This is a genomic window from uncultured Limimaricola sp., assembly GCF_964022235.1.
In the GTDB taxonomy this organism is placed as follows: Bacteria; Pseudomonadota; Alphaproteobacteria; order Rhodobacterales; family Rhodobacteraceae; genus Limimaricola.
Genome location: NZ_CAXHZL010000002.1, coordinates 31,341 through 48,668, shown reverse-complemented (window position 1 = coordinate 48,668; position 17,328 = coordinate 31,341). Strand labels below are relative to the sequence as shown.

Here is a 17,328-nt window from a genome sequence, read left to right as displayed (position 1 = left end):
GCAGCTGGGCGGCATGTCCAAGTCTGTCCCCACCCGCTACCACACACTGAACTGCTCCGCCGACAACGCGGCGTTGCGTGAGCGTGGATTGCTGACCGGCTGCCGCGACGCCATCGCGCACCGGGGCGCGGACGCGCTCATACCGCTCAGGCACAACGCCAAGCCGTGGAGGAAGGATAGCCCCCAAAGCGGCAAACAGGGACGAGGCTGTGCGCGCCATCAAGCATCTCGGCAGGGCTATTTGGTGGCACTGGACCGGATATCGCCGCAGAAGCCGCGCCGAGGCCAAGATGAACTGTATGAAGCTGCTCGGCCAGAAACCGATGGCGCGAGACGTCGATCGCCAGACCGCCGAGCTTCAGCTCCGCTTCGCGATCTTGAACCGCTTCACCGCCCTCGGCATTCCCATCACAGAACCCGTCGTCCAAGCCGCTAGGGGTAAGGGGACGCTCAGCCTTAGGGCGGTCCGTGCAACAGAGCCGCTGCAATCGCATCAGGTCGGAACGACCCCGCGCAGAGACAATCCCGGTTCGAGCATTGCGCGCGGGTGGGCACCCTGCCAGTGCGACCCATGGACTGGGACAGGATAGTTCAGGCCACCCGGCTGCGCCCGCCTATGCCTACGGATCTGGAACCGGATGGAGGGCCGTGCCATCGCGCTCGAAGGCGGTGATGTTGGCGAGGGTGGTCTCGGCGATGGCGGTGAGCGCCTCGGTCGTGAAAAACCCCTGGTGGCCGGTGATCAGCACGTTCGGGAAGGTCAGGAGCCGCGCGAAGACGTCATCGGGGATGATCCGGTTCGACAGGTCCTCGAAGAAAAGCTCTCCCTCTTCTTCGTAGACGTCGAGGCCGAGGCTCCCGATCTGGCCGCTCTTGAGGCCGCGGATGATCGCGCGGGTGTCGATCACCGCGCCGCGGCTGGTGTTGATCAGCATGGCCCCGGTCTTCATCCGCACCACCGCCCGGTCGTCGATGAGATGATGCGTCTGCGCGGTCAGCGGGCATTGCAGGGTGACGATGTCGCTGGCCGCGAGCAGGGGGTCGAGATCGAGATAGGCGACACCATGGGCCAGGCAGTCGGGATCGGGGTTCGGGTCATGCGCGACGACGCGGCAGCCGAAGCCCAAGAGTATCCGCGCCAGGATCGATCCAATCCGACCCGTGCCGATGACGCCGACGGTCTTGCCGTACAGGTCGAAGCCCATCAGCCCGTCGAGCTCGAAATTGCCCTCGCGCACCCGCGCCCAGGCGCGGTGCGTCTTGCGATTCAGGGTGAGGATCAGCGCGAGGCTGTGCTCGGCAACCGCATGCGGGGAATAGGCCGGGACGTGGCACAGGTCGATACCTGCGGCCTTGGCGGCAGCGAGGTCGACATGGTTGAAACCGGCACTTCGCAGCGCCACCAGCCGCACGCCGGCGGCGGCCAGTGCCTCCAGCACCGGCCGGTCGAGCGTGTCATTCACGAAAGCGCAGACCGCCTCGGCCCCACCCGCAAGCGCCGTGGTGCCGGGCGCGAGCCTTGCCGCGTGGAAGCGCAGATCGTGACCGGGACCCGTTGCATTGGCCGCGGTCATGAAGGCGATGTCATAGGGCTTGGCCGAAAAGACGGCGACATGCATGATCTGCCCTCCTGTTCGGAAATCGGAACCGTTCTATTTGATTCATGAGCCTCGAGGCCGTCCCAGCCTAGCACGAGCGGGTCCATCGGCGGGGATTTGCGGCCCGCGATGCTCATGGAGCGCCATTCGCCGAAAACGGCCAAAGGGGCGCTTTGATGACGAAGGCGCGAGGTCGAATCGTCTCGCGCTACTCCTCTTCGTCGTTCGGTGGTAACCTTGGATGGTCCAGCAAGGAGAACCGGGATGACTCCCCGACTGAACCTGCGCTGCGCCGATTGCGGTATCCGCCATCGGGCCGTCTGCGCGCGCTGCGACGAGGCCGAGCTGGCGCGGCTCGAAGAGGTCAAGTTCTACCGCAACTACGAAGCCGGGCAGAAGATCGTCTGGGCCGGTGACGAGCTGAGCTTCGTGGGCTCGGTGGTCTCGGGCATCGCCACCATGTCGCAGACGCTCGAGGACGGGCGGGTACAGATGGTGGGGCTGCTACTTCCCTCTGACTTCATCGGGCGGCCAGGCCGCGACATTGCTCCCTACGACGTGGCGGCCGCGAGCGACATGACCCTGTGTTGTTTTCGCCGCGCGCCGTTCGAGCGGCTGCTTGAGGAGATGCCGCATGTCGCGGGGCGGCTTCTTGAGATGACGCTCGACGAGCTGGACGCGGCGCGTGAATGGATGATGGTGTTGGGCCGCAAGACTGCGCGCGAGCGCATCACCAGCCTTTTGGTCTCGGTCGCCCGGCGCGAGGCGAGCTTCGATCTTGCGCCCCGGACCCGCGACATCCGGCTCGACCTGCCGCTGACCCGCGAGGCGATGTCGGAATATCTCGGCCTGACGATCGAGACGGTGAGCCGGCAGATCAGTCAGCTCGCGCGCGAAGGGGTGATCGCGCTCGACAACAGGCGGCGCATCCTCATCCCCGATCTCGACCGGCTGAGGCGCGAGACCGGCGACGACGCGATCCCGGCCTGACGCGACCTCGGGCGCGCTAGCCCTTCCGGCCCGCTTCCAGCGCCTGTCAGGACTTCGTGTATGTCGAGCGCGTACCAAAGGAGCATTCCGTTCGCCGGGGCCTGCGAGGGCGTCGAGGTCATCGGGACTGGTTTACTCGACGCGGCGGCCGAGCAGTCGACGGCATGGGCAGGACAGGCGGGCACGAAGCGCCTGTCGCTTGCGCCAGATCAAGGCGGGCGGGGGCGGACGGGTCTTCCATTTGCCCGCGTGCCGCTGTGACACGCCACAAGCACGGAGAACCGACATGGCGACGAAGAATCAGAAAGTCGAAGTCAGCAAGGAGGCGGCGAAGCAGGCGATGAAGCCGCAGTCGATGGTGCAGAAGAAGCCTTCGGACTCCTGGGAGCCCTTCGCCTCGCTGCGCGGGGAAATGGACCGGCTGTTCGACGAGTTCAGCCCGGCCTTCTGGCGGATGCCGCTCGCTCGGCAGGCCTTCGGGCCAATTCGCGAAACGGGCGGCCACTGGCAGGTAAGCCCCGCCGTCGATTTCTTGGAGCGCGAGGACGCCTTCGAGATGCAAGCCGAACTGCCGGGGCTGACGGCCGAGGATGTCGAGGTGAAGCTCTCGGATGGCAAGGTGACGATCCGCGGCCAGAAGAGCGCCAGCCGCGACGAGAGAAGTGACGAGTACCATCTCAGCGAGCGCAGCTATGGGGCGTTCATGCGCAGCTTCGGTCTGCCCAAGGGCATCGACGAGGACAAGGTCGAGGCGCGCTTTGCCAACGGGGTGCTGACGGTACGCCTGCCCAAGAGCCAGGACGCGCTGCGCCACGAAAAGCGGGTCTCGATCAAGACCTCCTGAGGTCGAGGAGGCCGCGAGGACGGCCCCGGCCACGCCGAGTGGGCCCAATGGCTGATCTGCGCGCCCGGCGGTGCTAGGATGCAAACTGTCCTGCCGCGCCCCCGGCGGATGTTCCGCCGGGGGCGGTCTGTCCGCGAGGTCCCGATGCGCCCGATCCTGACCCTGACCCTGAACCCCGCTCTCGACCTGTCGACCGAGACGGAGGCGATGCTGCCGGGGCGCAAGCTGCGCTGCGCCGCGCCGCGGCTCGATCCCGGCGGCGGCGGGGTGAATGCCTCGCGCGCGATCGCCCGGCTGGGCGGCGTCTCGACCGCGATGGTCGCGCTGGGCGGCGCGACCGGCGACACGATCGCGACGTTGCTGACGGCCGAGGGCATCGCGATCGCGGCGCTGCAGCTGCCGGGACTGACGCGCCAATCCGTCGCCGTCACGGCACGCGACACCGGCGCACAGTACCGGCTCGTGATGCCCGGGCCGGACTGGCCGCCGGAGGCGACCGCGCAGCTGTTTGCGGAGGTCGAGGAGCGGGTCGGTCCGGGCCACCTCGTTGTGGTGTCCGGCAGCCAGCCGCCGGGTCTGCCGGGGGCGGTTCTGAACCGGCTGGCCGATCTGTGCCACGAGCACGGGGCGGAGATGCTGCTAGACACCTCCGGGGCGGCGCTCTCGGAGGCGCTCGGCGCGGCTGCGGGCGCGCCGTTCGACTTGCTCCGGATGGATGGGGAAGAGGCCGGGCAGCTCGCCGGGCATGCCTTCGACGCGCCCGAGCCGCTGGCGGCCTTCGGCCGGGAGCTGGTCGGATCGGGCCGGGTGCGGCAGGTGGTGATGGCGCTCGGCGCGCGCGGCACTGTGGGCGTGTCCGCGACGGAAGCCTTCTTCTGCCACGCTCCTCCGGTCGAGCTCGTCAGCGCGGTCGGGGCGGGGGACAGCCTTCTCGGCGCTGTGGCGCTGGCCCTCGCGCGGGGGCAGACCTTCCGGACCAGCGTGCGCGGCGGCACAGCCGCCGCGGCGGCCGCCGTAACCACCCCCGCCACCCAGCTTTGCGACGGCGCGCTGGCGCGGCGGCTGGTGGACGAGGTGCAGGTCACGGACCTGGCCTGACCCGTCGGGCGACCTCAACCTCTGGCGTCTTCGTCACCGCCATTCCAGTCATGGTCAGGTCTGGCCCAAGCCGCGCGCAGCAGCGCAATGGTTTCCTCGTCAGACAGCTGGTGGAATTCGCGGTAGAACTGCCCGACGCCGCGAAAACCCTCGGCAGGCCAAGGGCAGACGACCCGGTCGGCCAGCCGCGCAATCTCGTCGAGCGCGCGGGGCGGCGCTACGGGCACCGCCACGACCGTCTCCGCCGCGCCGCGGCGACGGATCGCCGCAAGGGCCGCCTTCATCGTCGCGCCCGTGGCCAGCCCGTCATCGACGAGGATGGCGCAGCGTCCGGCCGGATCGGCGCGGGCATGCCCCGAGAGATAGAGCCGGGCGCGACGCGCCATTTCATCTCGCTGCCGCGCGGCCTCGTGCTCGAGGTAGCTACGCCCGCTTGCTGCTGCGGCGTAGATATCCTCGTTCACGACGGTCTCCTCGCCTTCGGCGATCGCGCCCATCACCAACTCCTCCGCCCCCGGCGTGCCGATCTTGCGGACCATCACCAGCTCCAGCGGCGCACCTAGCGCCGCCGCGACCGGGATGGCCACCGGCACGCCGCCGCGCGGCAATGCGAAGACGATGGGTCGTTGCAGTCCCATTTCCGCGAGGAGCGGCACCAGCCGCTGCCCGGCTTCGGTTCGGCTTGCATACATCGGCGATCTCCCTCTCCATCCCCAACCTAGCTGACGAGCCCTTGCGCGCCTTGATCTGCCGCAAGCCCGCCCGCTCCCTCCCGGCTTGACCTGCATCAAGGTTGGTGGCGCGCCCCTCCGGTAGACCCGCTGTATGACCAAATGCCGGAGGGGACATGATGAACGACAGGGATGAGCGATCCCCGGAGCCCGATCCGGGCTGGCCTCCTGCCCGTCAGTGGATATGGGTCGGGGTCTTCTGGGCGCTGCTGATCCTAGGCGCGGTCTGGTTTCTGCCCGACGAGGCGCCCGAGGAAATCTCCTACAGCGCCGCCAAGCGCATGATCGAGACGGGCGAGGTCGCCAGCGCCGAACTGCAAGAGCACGGCATCCTCCTGTCTGTCTCCGAAACGACGGGCGGCGGCGAGGCGCGGTACAGGGCGGTGACGCCGGTCCAAGGCGATCCCGACCTGCTGCCCTTGCTGGAGGCCAGGCGGGTCGAGGTGAGCGCGGCAGAGCCGAGCGACTTCTCGCTTCTGGGCCTGTTGCTGCCATGGGTCGTGATCCTCGGGGTGTATTTCTGGCTGCAGCGCCGCCTGATCGGGCGGATGGCCGGCGGCCTCGGGCCGGGGGCGGGCGGCTTCGGCGCGGGCGGGCTGCTGAGCGGCCGCTTCACCAAGCCCAGCCGACCGGCGCAGAAGGTCACCTTCGACGACGTGGCCGGGCAGGACCAGGCCAAGCGCGAGGTGGCCGAACTGGTCGAATTCCTGCGCGACACGGAGCGGTTCCAGCGCGTCGGCGCCGAGGTGCCCCACGGCGTGCTGCTGGTCGGGCCGCCCGGCACCGGCAAGACGCTTCTCGCCAAGGCGCTGGCCGGTGAGGCCGACGTGCCCTTCTTCTCGACCTCGGGCTCCGAGTTCATCGAGATCTTCGTCGGGGTCGGCGCGGGCCGGGTCCGCAAGATGTTCGAGGCCGCGCGCGCCGCCGCCCCGGCGGTGATCTTCATCGACGAGCTCGACAGCATCGGCCGGACCCGTGGTACCGGGCTCGGCGGCGGGCATGACGAGCGCGAGCAGACCCTGAACCAGATCCTCGCCGAGCTCGATGGTTTCGGCGGGCGCGAGGCGGTGGTCGTGCTCGCCGCGACCAACCGGCCCGATGTGCTCGACCCGGCTCTTCTCCGTCCGGGCCGCTTCGACCGGCACGTCACGCTCGAACTGCCTGACCGGATCGCGCGGCGCGCCATCCTCGACATACATGCCGGACGATTGCCGTTGGCGAACGCCGACGATCTCGATGCGATCGCGGCCGGGACCCCTGGGTTTTCGGGAGCGGACCTGAAGAACCTGCTCAACGAGGCCGCGATCATGGCCGCGCGGCGCAGCGGAACGGGCATCACCCGCGCCGATCTGGAGGAGGCGCGCGACAAGGTGATGATGGGCACGGTGCGTTCGCTGGCGATCCGCCCGGAGGAGCGCCACCGGCTCGCGGTTCATGAGGCCGGGCACACCGCCGCGGCCTTCTATACCCCTGGCGCCGACCCGCTGTTCAAGGTGACGATCATTCCGCGCGGCCACGCGCTGGGCGGCACGCATATGCTGCCCGAGGCGGAGCGGCACACGCTCGACGAGGCCTATCTGCGCGGGCAGTTGACCACGCTGCTCGGTGGGCGGGCGGCCGAGCGGGCGCTGCTCGGATCGGTCAGCTCCGGGGCCGATGACGACATCCGCCGCGCCACCGGGCTCGCGCGCGCCATGGTGTCCCGCTGGGGCATGGACGAGGCGCTGGGCCCGGTCGATCTGAAGCAGAGCGAGGACCATCCCTTCATCGGCCAGTCCATCGCGCAGCCGCGCAGCCATGCCGACGAGACGGCGGCCCGGGTCGACCGGGCGGTGATGGCGTTGCTCAAGGAGGCGGAGCGCCGGGCGACCGAGATCTTCGAAGGTCACAACCGGGAGATCGAAAGCCTCGTCGAGGCGCTGGAGGCGCGCGAGACCCTCGACGCCGCCGAGATCCGCCGCTGTCTTGATCCGGTGGCGAAGGTCACTGTGATCGGTCCGCAGGCGACGGCATGTCCCTGAAGCGGGATTGGCGTCCCGGCCGGCTCGCCACGCGCTGTTGCGGCCAAGAGAATCCGACAGGATGAGCGAAAGGACAGCCCATGGCCGAAGAGAGCGAACGCCGGGCCCGCATTGAGACCCGTATCGAGGAGTTGAAGATCCATCTCGCCGAGATCGAAGTCAGTCTCGATCAGGCCTTGGACCCCGACCTTGAGGATCAGGCGATCGACCTCGAGGAGGACGAGGTGCTGGAGAGCATGGGCCGGGTCAATCTTCGCGAGCTGCGGCTGCTCGAGGAGGCGCTGGCGCGGATGGGTCGCGGCGAATACGGGATCTGCAGGCGCTGCGGTCGCGACATTTCGCAAGCACGGCTGCGCGCGGTGCCCTATGCCGTGCTGTGCCGCGACTGTGCAAGCGGTGCCTGAGGCCGGGGCTCTGCGCCGCTACATGGATGTGGATCAGGCCTGCAGACTGGATCGCGACCGATAGCTCACCACGCGCAAGATGGCGGCCAGTAGCGCCGCCGTGAGGTCCGGAGCTTTGCCGTGGCCGATGAATTCGTCACTGTCACGGCTCATGGTCTCGCGTATCGTGCAGGACCAGTGTCCATCGGGTTCTTGCGCCTTTCCGCGGAAGAGAATGCTCCAGCCCGGGACGAGTTGATCAGCAAGGTGGAGCAGCGTCTCTACCGAGATTTCTTCTGTGCGGCTGGCTGGCACGAGGTCGGGATGCCACTCGCCTATCGCGGACATCGCGCGCGCGGTGAGGTTGGCGTCCAGACCGGCCTTCCGGCCCTCGATATCGGCGGCGAGCGTCTCGAAATTCGTCGTCATGGGATCCTCCCGCATGGCGGTTGCTCTTGCCGGTGATGCTGGTCGAAGCGCCCGGCGGGCGCCTTGATCAGGATCAATGCCGGGTCCGGCAGGCGGGCTAGGCTGTCGGAAGTCCGGCAGGGAGGTCCGTATGGCGCGCAATCTGGTCTGGCTTGAGGAGGTACGCCGCTCCGATGTGACGCTGGTCGGTGGCAAGAACGCCTCCTTGGGCGAAATGATCTCGAAGCTTGCCGAAAGTGGCGTGAGAGTGCCGCCGGGCTTCGCCACGACAGCCGAGGCCTATCGCGGTTTCGTCGCCGCGAACGGACTGCGGGAAACCATCCGACAGCATATCGCCGCCATCGAAGCCCAGCGGTCTGGCCTGCGGCAAGCCGGGGCCGCCATTCGCCAAGCCTTTCTCGACGCCCGCTGGCCGCCGTACATCGCCGAGGAGATCCTGTCGGCCTATCGCACGCTCGCCCAGCGCACCGGGCGCGACCGGCCCTCGGTCGCGGTGAGATCGAGTGCGACCGCCGAAGACCTGCCCGACGCCAGCTTCGCCGGCCAACAGGAGAGCTTCCTGAACGTGACCGGTGAGGAGGCGCTGCTCGACGCCTGTCGCCACTGCTATGCTTCGCTGTTCACCGACCGGGCGATCACCTATCGCAGCCTGAAGGGCTTCGATCACGAAGCTATCGCTCTGTCGGTCGGCGTGCAGCTGATGGTGCGGGCCGACAGCGCGGCCTCCGGCGTGGTCTTCACCATCGATACCGAAACCGGCTGCGACCGCTTCGTGCTCGTCACCGGCGCCTGGGGGCTTGGCGAGAATGTCGTTCAGGGGACGGTCGATCCTGACGAGTTTCTTGTCTTCAAGCCGTTCCTGTCTCGCCCGGATGCATTGCCGATTCTGTCGCGCAGTCTCGGCTCGAAGGAACTCAGGATGGTATATGGTGTCCCCGGCGAAGCCCGGACCCGCAACCTGCCGACGGGCATGGCCGAGCGCGCGCGGTTCGTCCTGACCGACTGCGAGGTCGTGGAACTGGCGCGGCAGGCGCTGCTCATCGAGACCCATTACGGCGTTCCGATGGACATCGAATGGGCCAAGGACGGCGAGACGGGCGAGCTGTTCATCGTTCAGGCCCGGCCGGAAACGGTGCAGTCCCGCCTCGGCGGCGCGAGTATGCGGTCCTACGAGGTCACCCCGAAGGGCCCCGTCCTGCTCGCAGGGACCAGCGTCGGCAGCGCCGCGGCGGCGGGCCGGGTCTGCGTGATCCGCTCGGCGCAGGATATCGACCGCTTCGTTGACGGCTCCGTGCTGGTCACTGCGACCACCGATCCCGACTGGGTGCCGGTCATGAAGCGCGCGGCGGCGATCGTCACCGATCACGGCGTCCGCACCTCGCACGCGGCGATTGTCAGCCGCGAGCTGGGCCTGCCCGCGGTAGTCGGCACCGGTCGCGGGACCGAAATCCTGCAAGACGGGCAGGTGGTGACCGTCTCCTGCGCTGGTGGCCGCGAGGGCAGGGTTCTCGACGGGGCGGCCGAGATCGCGGTCCGGGACATCCCGCTCGACCGCGTGCCCGAGACCCGCACCCGCGTGATGCTGAACATCGCCGATCCCGCTACTGCCCTGCGCTGGTGGCGGTTGCCAGCGGACGGGGTTGGGCTGGCGCGAATGGAGTTCCTGATCGGCCACGAGATCAAAGCGCATCCCCTTGCGCTCCTCGACCCGGCGGCCATCCCCGACGAGGCCGAGCGCGCCTCTGTCGTCGAGCTGATCGGCGATCACCCCGACGGGCGCGCCTATTTCGTCGACCGGCTGGCCTCGGGCCTCGCCCGGATCGCTGCCGTCTGGCATCCGAAGCCGGTGATCGTCCGCACCAGCGACTTCAAGTCGAACGAGTATGCGAACCTCCTTGGCGGGCGCCGGTTCGAACCCGTCGAGGAAAACCCGATGATCGGTCTCAGGGGGGCGGCGCGCTACTACGCTCCGATCTACCGGGATGCCTTCGCGATGGAATGCGCGGCCCTGAAGCGGCTGCGCGGCAAGATGGGATTCGATAATGTCGTCGTCATGGTGCCGTTCTGTCGCACGCTCGAAGAGGCGGACAGGGTGCTGGAGATCATGGCCGAAAACGGTCTGGGGCGCGGCGAGAATGGCCTCGAGGTCTACATGATGACCGAGATCCCTTCGAACGTGATCCTCATGGACGCCTTCGCGGAGCGGTTCGACGGTTTCTCGATCGGCTCCAACGACCTGACACAGCTCACCCTCGGCTGTGATCGCGACAACGAGGCCCTCGCGCCGCTGTTCAGCGAACGCGACCCGGCGGTGCTGTGGATGATCGAGACCGCCATCGCTCGGGCCAGGGCGGCGGGACGGAAGATCGGTCTTTGCGGGCAGGCCCCGAGCAACGACCCGGATTTCGCCCGGCTGCTCGTGCGGGCAGGCATCGACTCGATCTCGGTCAGCCCGGACAGCTTCCTCGCGGTGAAGCGCAACGTCGCCGCGGCCGAGCGGAGCGCTTCCGGCTGAGCGGCTGTTCATCGCATCACGGGATCGGTTGGCGCAGGCTTGATCAGGATCAAGGTCCGGACCGCTCCCAGGAGCGATGCTCGAAGACATTCACGAATCGAGGAGAGCGCCATGACCACGACGGGAATCACGGCCCTGGATCACGGCCCGCAGGTGGTGGCCGAGTGGCTGAACGAAATCTGCCGGGATCTCGAATGGGGCGGTCGCAAGCCGCGCGCCTACATGCTGCTTCGCGCGACGTTGCACACGCTACGGGATTTCCTGCCGCTCGACGAGGCGGTCGATCTCTCGGCCCAGCTGCCGGTTCTGGTACGCGGGATCTATTTCGAGGGCTGGGACCCCTCGAAGCAGGTGCCGCGCCCGCGCAACGAGGCCGAGTTCCTCGACCGGGTCGGCGCGCATTTCAGCAAGGAGCCTTTGGTCGACCCGGAGGGGGCGGTCTGCGCCGTCTTCGCGTTGCTTCGTCGCAAGACCTCCGCCGGCGAGATCGAGAATGTCGCCCATGCCATGCACAAGTCGCTGCGCGAGATGTGGGAGATGTCGAACCGCCCGGTCGCGTTGGGCGGGGCGTAGCGTGGCCGGTCGGGCAGAACCCACGTAAAACGAAGGAAGCGCATCGGACAACAAGTCCATGCGGTTCCGCCGCGCCGCGCGCGAGAAGGTGTCGTGCAACACAACCGCGCTCGCGGATGCGGTTGGGGCGACGCCTGGGCCGCGATAGTCCGATCTCCTCTAGCCAATCCTGCGAAGCAGCGATCCGACCAGATAGGCCATTGCCGCTGCTGTGCCGCCAATCGCCAGCGTTTCGGCACCTGAGTGGCCCGACGGCGGGTCATCCAAGATCAGCGGGATAATTGAGCGCGAAGCTTTCCAGACGGGGGCGCCGCTGATCGTCACCGGTGCCTTCGGCCATTCGCGCGTCTACGACTTCGTGCGCGGGGCGATGACGTGGAGCCTGCTGCGCAACGCCAAATGGCCAGTGCGGTTCTCGAAATGACGTCAGCTGCTAGTGCGGACCGCGCCGAGCACCCAGCCGACGAAGTCCCCCAGCGCGGTCCGCACGGCCCGGTCGAAGGCGGCGGCCAGCGCCGGGCTGTCGGTCGAAGGCGCTTCGGCAGCCGCCTTGATCCGGCGCGTCGAGACAACGGCCGCGTCGCTTTCGCGTACCAACCGGACCAGCAGCTCGATCTCGACCTGCGCACCTTCGGCGGCGAAGGCCTCCGCATGAAAACCGATGATCTCTGTGAGCACTGCGTAATCACCGCCCACGCCCAGAGGACTGCGGCCGACATATCGCAGCGCGGCGCTGTCGCCGAGGCTTCGGACCATCAGCGTCTGGACCATCTGCGGCACCGGGTCGGCCCAGCGCGCGTCGGGCAAGTACTGCGCCCGCAGCGGATCGGGGCGGATCATGATCCGGTCGGTGGCGATGCTGCCGGAGGCCACGGGCAGTTCGACGATCACGTCGAGCGGGCGTGATGCGCCCGCAGCCCCATCAATTTCAGGCGGGCGCAGTTCGAAGACCTCGAGTGGCGCCGAAGCCCGGTCCAGGACATCCAGCGCGCCACAGCCGGCCAGCAGCAGAAAGAGCCCGAAACCGGCCGCACCTTGAACCCGAAGCATTCCATTCCCTTCACCTGCGGTAGGCGGGGGCCCGGTCGTCCAGCAGGAAGCGGGCGGGGTCCCGATCCATCCGGCCAACCATGCGGTCGAGGTTCCCGACCAGGGCACGCGCTTCCTGTGCGAGGCGAGCATAGCCCGGAAGCGCCTCGGCCGTGAAGCCGTCCAGCGCGGTTCCCGACCGCGCCACCGTGGCGGCCAGCGTCTCGAAGGCGGTCGCCGCCGCCTGGCTCGCGCGCCGCAGATCCGTGCCGATCCCGGGCAGCTCGGCGGAGACCGTGCCAATGGCGCTCTCGAGGCCCGAAGCGGCGCCCCGGACGTCCGAGATCAGCGGCGCGATCTCCTCTTCCGCGATCCGCGCCGTCTCCGAAAAGGTCCGGTCAGCCGAGGCGAAGGCGGCTTCGCCGCGCTGCATGGCGGTCTCCAGCGAGCGCATGGCATCCTGCGCGGCCGCGAGCCCGTCCGCCGCCCCCGTGACGAGGGCTTCGGCCGAGCCGGCGAGCCGGGCGGCGCTTTCGGTAGCGCTCGCTATATCCGGGCCCAGCGTCGAGACGAGATCGTCCATGGCGCGCCCGGTCCCGCGCAGCTCCGACAGCATCGGCGCGAGATCCTCGTCGACCAACCGCTCGGCCCGCGCCACCAGATCGCGCGCGGCGCCCGAAAGGGCCGCGATCTCGTGCTCGGCGGTTCCGATCGCGGGGCCGAGCCGGGTCGCAGCGTCCGTGGCGCTTTGCAGCAGCTCGGCGGTCTCGTCGAGACGGGCCCCGGCCGCCTCCCCAGCCGAAGCGAGCGTGTCGATCATGCGCCGGGCCTCGGGCCCCAGCACCCCGATCTCGGCCCGCAGCTCGTCGAGCATCTGCTGCAGGGCGGTGCTGGCGGCGCTTGCCTCATCGGCCATGTAGCGGTTGGTCTCGGCCAGCAGATCCTGTGCTGCCTGAAGGGTGTCGGAGCCGCTTCGCATCGTCTCCCCGGCGGACTCCGCCAGCGTATCGATCCGGGCCATGGTGGTCTCGGCCCGGTCGGAGAGGCGCAGGAGCCCATCGGCGAGATCGTCCCATGTGTCGTTGAAGCGCCGGGCTTCGGCCGTGACGCCTGTGATCGCCTCCGCCGTGCCGGACAGCTCGTCGAGCGTATCCGCCAGCGCCGCGCTCGCCCGTTCGGTGTTGTCGAGGATTCGCACGATGCGGTCGCGGTTCGCCTCGTCGAGCAGGGTGTCGAGGCGCTGCATGACCGAGAGCGCCTCGTCGAGCAGTTCGGGCGCGCTGCGGGTCAGCGATTGCAGCGTCGAGGGCCCGGCGGCGATGCGCGGCAATGGATCGCCGGGGGCGGCGGAAAGCAGCTGCGTGTCGGGCGATCCCGCCTCGATCTCGACATAGGACACGCCGGTCACACCCAGCGCCTCAATCCGGGCGATGCTGTCGCGCCGGACCGGGGTATCGGCCTGCACCTGCACCACGACCCTTATGGCACCCGTCTGTTCGGGGGCGAGGGCGAGGTCGGTGACCTGTCCGACCAGCAGCCCGCCAAAGCGCACTTCCGAGGCGCGGCCGAGCCCGGAGACGCTGCCGAACTCGATCTCGTAGGTGGCGAACTGCCGGTCCAGCTCGACCCGGGCGAACCAGAGCAGGAAGGCGAGAATGCCGAGCAGGCCCGCGAGGGTGAAGGCGCCGACGAGGACGTAGTTGGCCTTGGTCTCCATGTGTCACCTCCCTTGCGGCGCGGCCTGGCCGGACCTGCGAGCGGCCCTTCCCCGGGGGCCGTGGAAATAGTCGCGCACCCAAGGGTGCTCGACCGCCAGCATCTCGTCGAGTGTGCCCGTGGCGAGCACGCGGCGCTCGGCCAGCACAGCGACGCGGTCGCACAGCGCGTAAAGCGTATCGAGATCATGGGTCACGAGGAACACGCTGAGCCCGAGCGCCTGCACGAGATCGCGCATCAGCCGGTCGAAGGCCGCGGCGCCGATCGGGTCGAGCCCCGCGGTCGGTTCGTCGAGAAAGACGATCTCGGGGTCGAGCGCGAGCGCGCGCGCGAGGCCCGCGCGCTTGCGCATGCCGCCTGACAACTCGGCCGGATAGGTTTCGGCCGCGTCGAGCGGCAGCCCGACCATGGCGATCTTGAGCTCGGCCAAGGCGCGGCGGGTGTCCGGATCGAGCCCCGCGACGCCGCGGAGCGGCACCTCGACATTCTCGCGCAGCGTCAGCGAGGAGAAAAGCGCCCCGTCTTGGAACATGACACCCCACCGCGCCGCGAGCGCGGCGCGGCGATCCTCGTTGATCCCGGTCATCTCCTCGCCGAACACCGCGATCCGTCCGGCATCGGGGCGCCGCAGGCCGACGATGCTGCGCAGCAGCACCGACTTGCCCGTGCCCGAGCCGCCGACCACGCCCAGCACCTCGCCGCGCCGCATGTCGAGATCGAGCCCCTCATGGACGCGATGCGGCCCGAAGCGGCTCTCCAGCCCGCGAATGCGGATCACCATGTCGTCGGTCCCGATCACAGGCCGACCTGCGCGAAGAGGATCGAGAACAGCGCGTCGATGACGATCACCGCGAAGATCGCGGTGACGACGGCGCTGGAGGTCATCCGCCCGAGCGATTCCGCGCTGTTGCCGACCTGCATGCCGGCGCGGCAGCCGACGATGCCGATGATCAGCGCGAAGACCGGCGCCTTGACCAGCCCGACGACGACATGGATCGGCTCGACGCCCTCGATCAGACGGGTGCGAAACATCGCGGGCGAGATGCCGAGCTCGGCCCATGACATGAGCGCACCGCCTAGGAGACCGCTAAGATCCGCCACCAGCCCGAGGATCGGCAGCGTGATCACCAGCGCCAGAATGCGCGGCAGTATCAGCGCGTTGGCCGGGTCGATGCGCAGGGTCTGCATCGCATCGATCTCCTCGCGCATCTTCATCGAGCCGATCGCCGCCGTGAAGGCCGAAGCGGTGCGCCCGGCGACGATGATCGCGGTGAGAAGGATGCCGAGTTCGCGCAGGATCGAGATGGCGATCAGCTCGACCACGAAGATCTCCGCGCCGAAGGGACGCAGCTGGGTCGCGCCCTGAAAGGCGAGCACGACGCCGATCAGGAATGCCATCAGCGCCACGATCGGTACCGCGCGCAGCCCGACCTCTTCGCAGTGATGCACGAGCGAGGTCAGGTGAAACCCACGTGGCCGCCGGAGCGCTCCGAGCAGCCGCGCGGTGAAGATCCCGAGATATCCCAGCAGGTCGCGCAGGAAGGCAGCGCCGCCGGCGACCTTCCTGCCGAGCCGGTCGAGCAGCGCGGTGACGGTGAGTGGCGGCTGGGTCGCGGGCTCGGCCCGCGCGAGGTTCGCGCGTACGACCTCCACGAGCGGCAGGGCATGTGGCGGCACCGATGAAAGGGTGAGATCCGTCCCCTCCTGCCGCAGCCGCGCCTGTTCGGTCAGCAGCAGCCACGCACCGGCGGAATCGAGACGCTGCAGTGCCGAGAGGTCGAGCGTGGCCTGGGGGGTGAAGGGGATCTGCGCGAAACGGCGGCGGGCCTGTTCCAGTTCGGGCAGGCCGAGAGAGCCCGAGATTTCGATCTCTGGCCGTCCGGCCGTCGTGCCGATCTTGATGCTCATCGGTCGGGCCGACGCGACGCGCGTGCCACGGACTGGCTAGCCGCGCCCCTCGCGCGCAGGAAAGCAGGTTCCAGGGCAGGGCAGGCTGCGCGGGGTACGGGCCGCGCCGCCATGCATTCGATCGCGGTGGGGATCATGGGGCGGCCTTTCCAGCGGAGGTGGGGCGAGTATCGCCGCCCGTGGACAACCCGGCCCTGATCTGGATCAAGGCGAGGGAGCCACGGGTCGATATGATGCCGCCCCGCGGTGGCGCTGCGCCTGTCGGCTCGGCGGTCTCCGGGTCACTCGCGCTCGGCCGCCCGGATCGCCACGCCCTCGGCGACTTTCTCGCCGGGATGCGCGATGACCACGTCGCCGACTTTCAGCCCGCCCAGCACCTGCGCGGCCGTGTCGTTGCGTTGGCCGATCTCCAGCACGGCGCGGCGGGCGCGACCCTCCTCGACCACGAAGCATGCCCAGTCGCGGCCTTCGCGGAACAGCGCGGCGATCGGCACCTGCAACTCGTCCGGTGACCGCCACAGCACGATGCGCAGACGAAGGGCATAGCCGTCCCCGAGCCCGACGGGCGGAGCATCGGGCGTGGTGAAATCGAAAATCGCCTCGACCCGCTGCTCTTCGATCCCGAGCGCCGAGACTTCGGTCCGCGCCGAAGGCTCGATCCGGCGCAGATGGGCGGGCGGCTCGCTCGCCCCGCCCCAGCGCGCGACATGGGCCAGGGCATCCTCGGGGAGGCGGACGGCATCGCGCGACAGCAGGTCCGCGACGATTTCCAGATCGTTCGGATCGCCGATGTCGAGCAGCCGCTCGCCGGCGGCGACCGGCCGCGCACTGAGCTGGTCGATGGCGAGGACGACGCCGGTGGCCGGGGCGCGGATCTCGACGCAGCAGCCGCTGCCATCCCCGGTCCCGTCGCCGGGACCGATCAACGCGGCGCGGGTCCGGTCGAGCGCGCTCTGCGCCATGATGCGCGTCGACAGCGCCGTGTCGCGGGCGGCCTGCGCGACCTTCAGCGCCTGCGCCGCCTCCTCAAGCCGGTCGGCCGGGGCGGCGCCGCGCTCGACCAGCGTTCGCGCCTGATCGTGACGCGACTTGGCGTAGCTGAGCTCCTGCAGGGCCTGCTGCAACCGGCTCTCGGCGGCGGTGAAGGCGGCCTCGGCCTCATGCGTGGCGGCTTCGGCCTCGACCCGGCTGCGCCGGTCGAGCAGGCTGGGTTCGATCGGCTCGACCACGGCGACCAGCGTCTCGCCGGCCACCACCGCGTCACCGACCCGGACCGGCGAACGCCGGGCGGTACCCGCGATCGGTGCCGAGACCTCCCAGACCTCGCGGATCCGCGCCTTTCCCTCGACCTCGAGCGTGACCTCCATTGGCCCGCGCGCCACGGGTACCAGCTCGGCGGTGACGGGCAGCGGTCGAAATGCGACCCAAAGGAGGCTCGCGACGATCAGCGCCGGGATGGCAAACAGGACGATCAGGCGGATAGGGCGGGCCAT

Annotated in this window: 16 protein-coding genes and 1 pseudogene; 9 read left to right on the top strand and 8 right to left on the bottom strand. The window is 69.1% G+C overall.

The genetic code is table 11. The annotated features are described in order from the left end of the window. Positions 1–100 precede the first annotated feature (100 nt). Positions 101–422: pseudogene (locus AADJ02_RS02690) on the top strand (IS5/IS1182 family transposase); the annotation flags it as partial. 198 nt (positions 423–620) lie between these two features. On the opposite strand, the gene AADJ02_RS02685 reads toward AADJ02_RS02690, so the two are convergent. After that, positions 621–1,619: a 2-hydroxyacid dehydrogenase gene (locus AADJ02_RS02685; RefSeq protein WP_341211452.1), complete on the bottom strand. Its 999-nt coding sequence runs from the start codon at positions 1,617–1,619 to the stop codon at positions 621–623. A 243-nt stretch (positions 1,620–1,862) separates the two neighbouring features. Between AADJ02_RS02685 and AADJ02_RS02680 the strand changes: the two genes are divergently transcribed. From AADJ02_RS02680 to AADJ02_RS02670, 3 genes are all read left to right on the top strand, one after another. After that, a complete protein-coding gene (locus AADJ02_RS02680) occupies positions 1,863–2,588 on the top strand; it encodes a Crp/Fnr family transcriptional regulator (protein WP_341211451.1) in 726 nt (241 codons plus the stop codon). Between the two features lie 286 nt (positions 2,589–2,874). Further along, entirely contained in the window at positions 2,875–3,432 is a 558-nt protein-coding gene (locus tag AADJ02_RS02675) for an Hsp20/alpha crystallin family protein (protein ID WP_341211450.1), read from the top strand. Positions 3,433–3,576: 144 nt separating this feature from the next. Continuing rightward, positions 3,577–4,530: a hexose kinase gene (locus tag AADJ02_RS02670; protein WP_341211449.1), complete on the top strand. Its 954-nt coding sequence runs from the start codon at positions 3,577–3,579 to the stop codon at positions 4,528–4,530. A gap of 14 nt (positions 4,531–4,544) precedes the next feature. On the opposite strand, the gene AADJ02_RS02665 is transcribed toward AADJ02_RS02670, so the two are convergent. Continuing rightward, positions 4,545–5,222, bottom strand: a complete 678-nt coding sequence (locus AADJ02_RS02665) for a phosphoribosyltransferase family protein (protein WP_341211448.1) — start codon at positions 5,220–5,222, stop codon at positions 4,545–4,547. Positions 5,223–5,380: 158 nt separating this feature from the next. On the opposite strand from AADJ02_RS02665, the gene ftsH reads away from it, so the two are divergent. Further along, positions 5,381–7,282: an ATP-dependent zinc metalloprotease FtsH gene (gene ftsH, locus AADJ02_RS02660; RefSeq protein ID WP_341211447.1), complete on the top strand. Its 1,902-nt coding sequence runs from the start codon at positions 5,381–5,383 to the stop codon at positions 7,280–7,282. 80 nt (positions 7,283–7,362) lie between these two features. Continuing rightward, a complete protein-coding gene (locus tag AADJ02_RS02655; RefSeq protein WP_341211446.1) occupies positions 7,363–7,686 on the top strand; it encodes a TraR/DksA C4-type zinc finger protein in 324 nt (107 codons plus the stop codon). Between the two features lie 33 nt (positions 7,687–7,719). Here AADJ02_RS02655 and AADJ02_RS02650 read toward each other — a convergent pair whose 3' ends face one another. After that, on the bottom strand, positions 7,720–8,094 hold the full coding sequence (locus tag AADJ02_RS02650; protein ID WP_341211445.1) for a hypothetical protein: 375 nt from the start codon (positions 8,092–8,094) through the stop codon (positions 7,720–7,722). Between the two features lie 130 nt (positions 8,095–8,224). Here AADJ02_RS02650 and ppsA point away from each other — a divergent pair, with 130 nt between their 5' ends. The 3 genes from ppsA to AADJ02_RS02635 all read left to right on the top strand — a co-directional run bounded on the left by ppsA (position 8,225) and on the right by AADJ02_RS02635 (position 11,606). After that, positions 8,225–10,609, top strand: a complete 2,385-nt coding sequence (gene ppsA, locus AADJ02_RS02645; protein ID WP_341211444.1) for a phosphoenolpyruvate synthase — start codon at positions 8,225–8,227, stop codon at positions 10,607–10,609. A gap of 111 nt (positions 10,610–10,720) precedes the next feature. Further along, on the top strand, positions 10,721–11,182 hold the full coding sequence (locus AADJ02_RS02640) for a DUF2267 domain-containing protein (protein ID WP_341211443.1): 462 nt from the start codon (positions 10,721–10,723) through the stop codon (positions 11,180–11,182). A gap of 211 nt (positions 11,183–11,393) precedes the next feature. Beyond that, positions 11,394–11,606: a universal stress protein gene (locus tag AADJ02_RS02635; RefSeq protein ID WP_341211442.1), complete on the top strand. Its 213-nt coding sequence runs from the start codon at positions 11,394–11,396 to the stop codon at positions 11,604–11,606. Between the two features lie 2 nt (positions 11,607–11,608). Here the strand turns inward: AADJ02_RS02635 and AADJ02_RS02630 are convergent, their stop codons facing one another. From AADJ02_RS02630 to AADJ02_RS02610, 5 genes are all read right to left on the bottom strand, one after another. Then, positions 11,609–12,232: an ABC-type transport auxiliary lipoprotein family protein gene (locus AADJ02_RS02630; RefSeq protein WP_341211441.1), complete on the bottom strand. Its 624-nt coding sequence runs from the start codon at positions 12,230–12,232 to the stop codon at positions 11,609–11,611. 10 nt (positions 12,233–12,242) lie between these two features. Next, positions 12,243–13,928 (bottom strand): MlaD family protein, encoded by a 1,686-nt coding sequence (locus AADJ02_RS02625; RefSeq protein ID WP_341211440.1) that lies wholly within the window; start codon positions 13,926–13,928, stop codon positions 12,243–12,245. Between the two features lie 3 nt (positions 13,929–13,931). Next, complete coding sequence (locus tag AADJ02_RS02620) at positions 13,932–14,708, bottom strand: ATP-binding cassette domain-containing protein (protein ID WP_341211818.1); 777 nt, start codon at positions 14,706–14,708, stop codon at positions 13,932–13,934. Between the two features lie 14 nt (positions 14,709–14,722). Then, positions 14,723–15,835 (bottom strand): MlaE family lipid ABC transporter permease subunit, encoded by a 1,113-nt coding sequence (locus AADJ02_RS02615; RefSeq protein WP_341211439.1) that lies wholly within the window; start codon positions 15,833–15,835, stop codon positions 14,723–14,725. A gap of 281 nt (positions 15,836–16,116) precedes the next feature. Then, positions 16,117–17,328 (bottom strand): HlyD family efflux transporter periplasmic adaptor subunit, encoded by a 1,212-nt coding sequence (locus AADJ02_RS02610; protein WP_341211438.1) that lies wholly within the window; start codon positions 17,326–17,328, stop codon positions 16,117–16,119.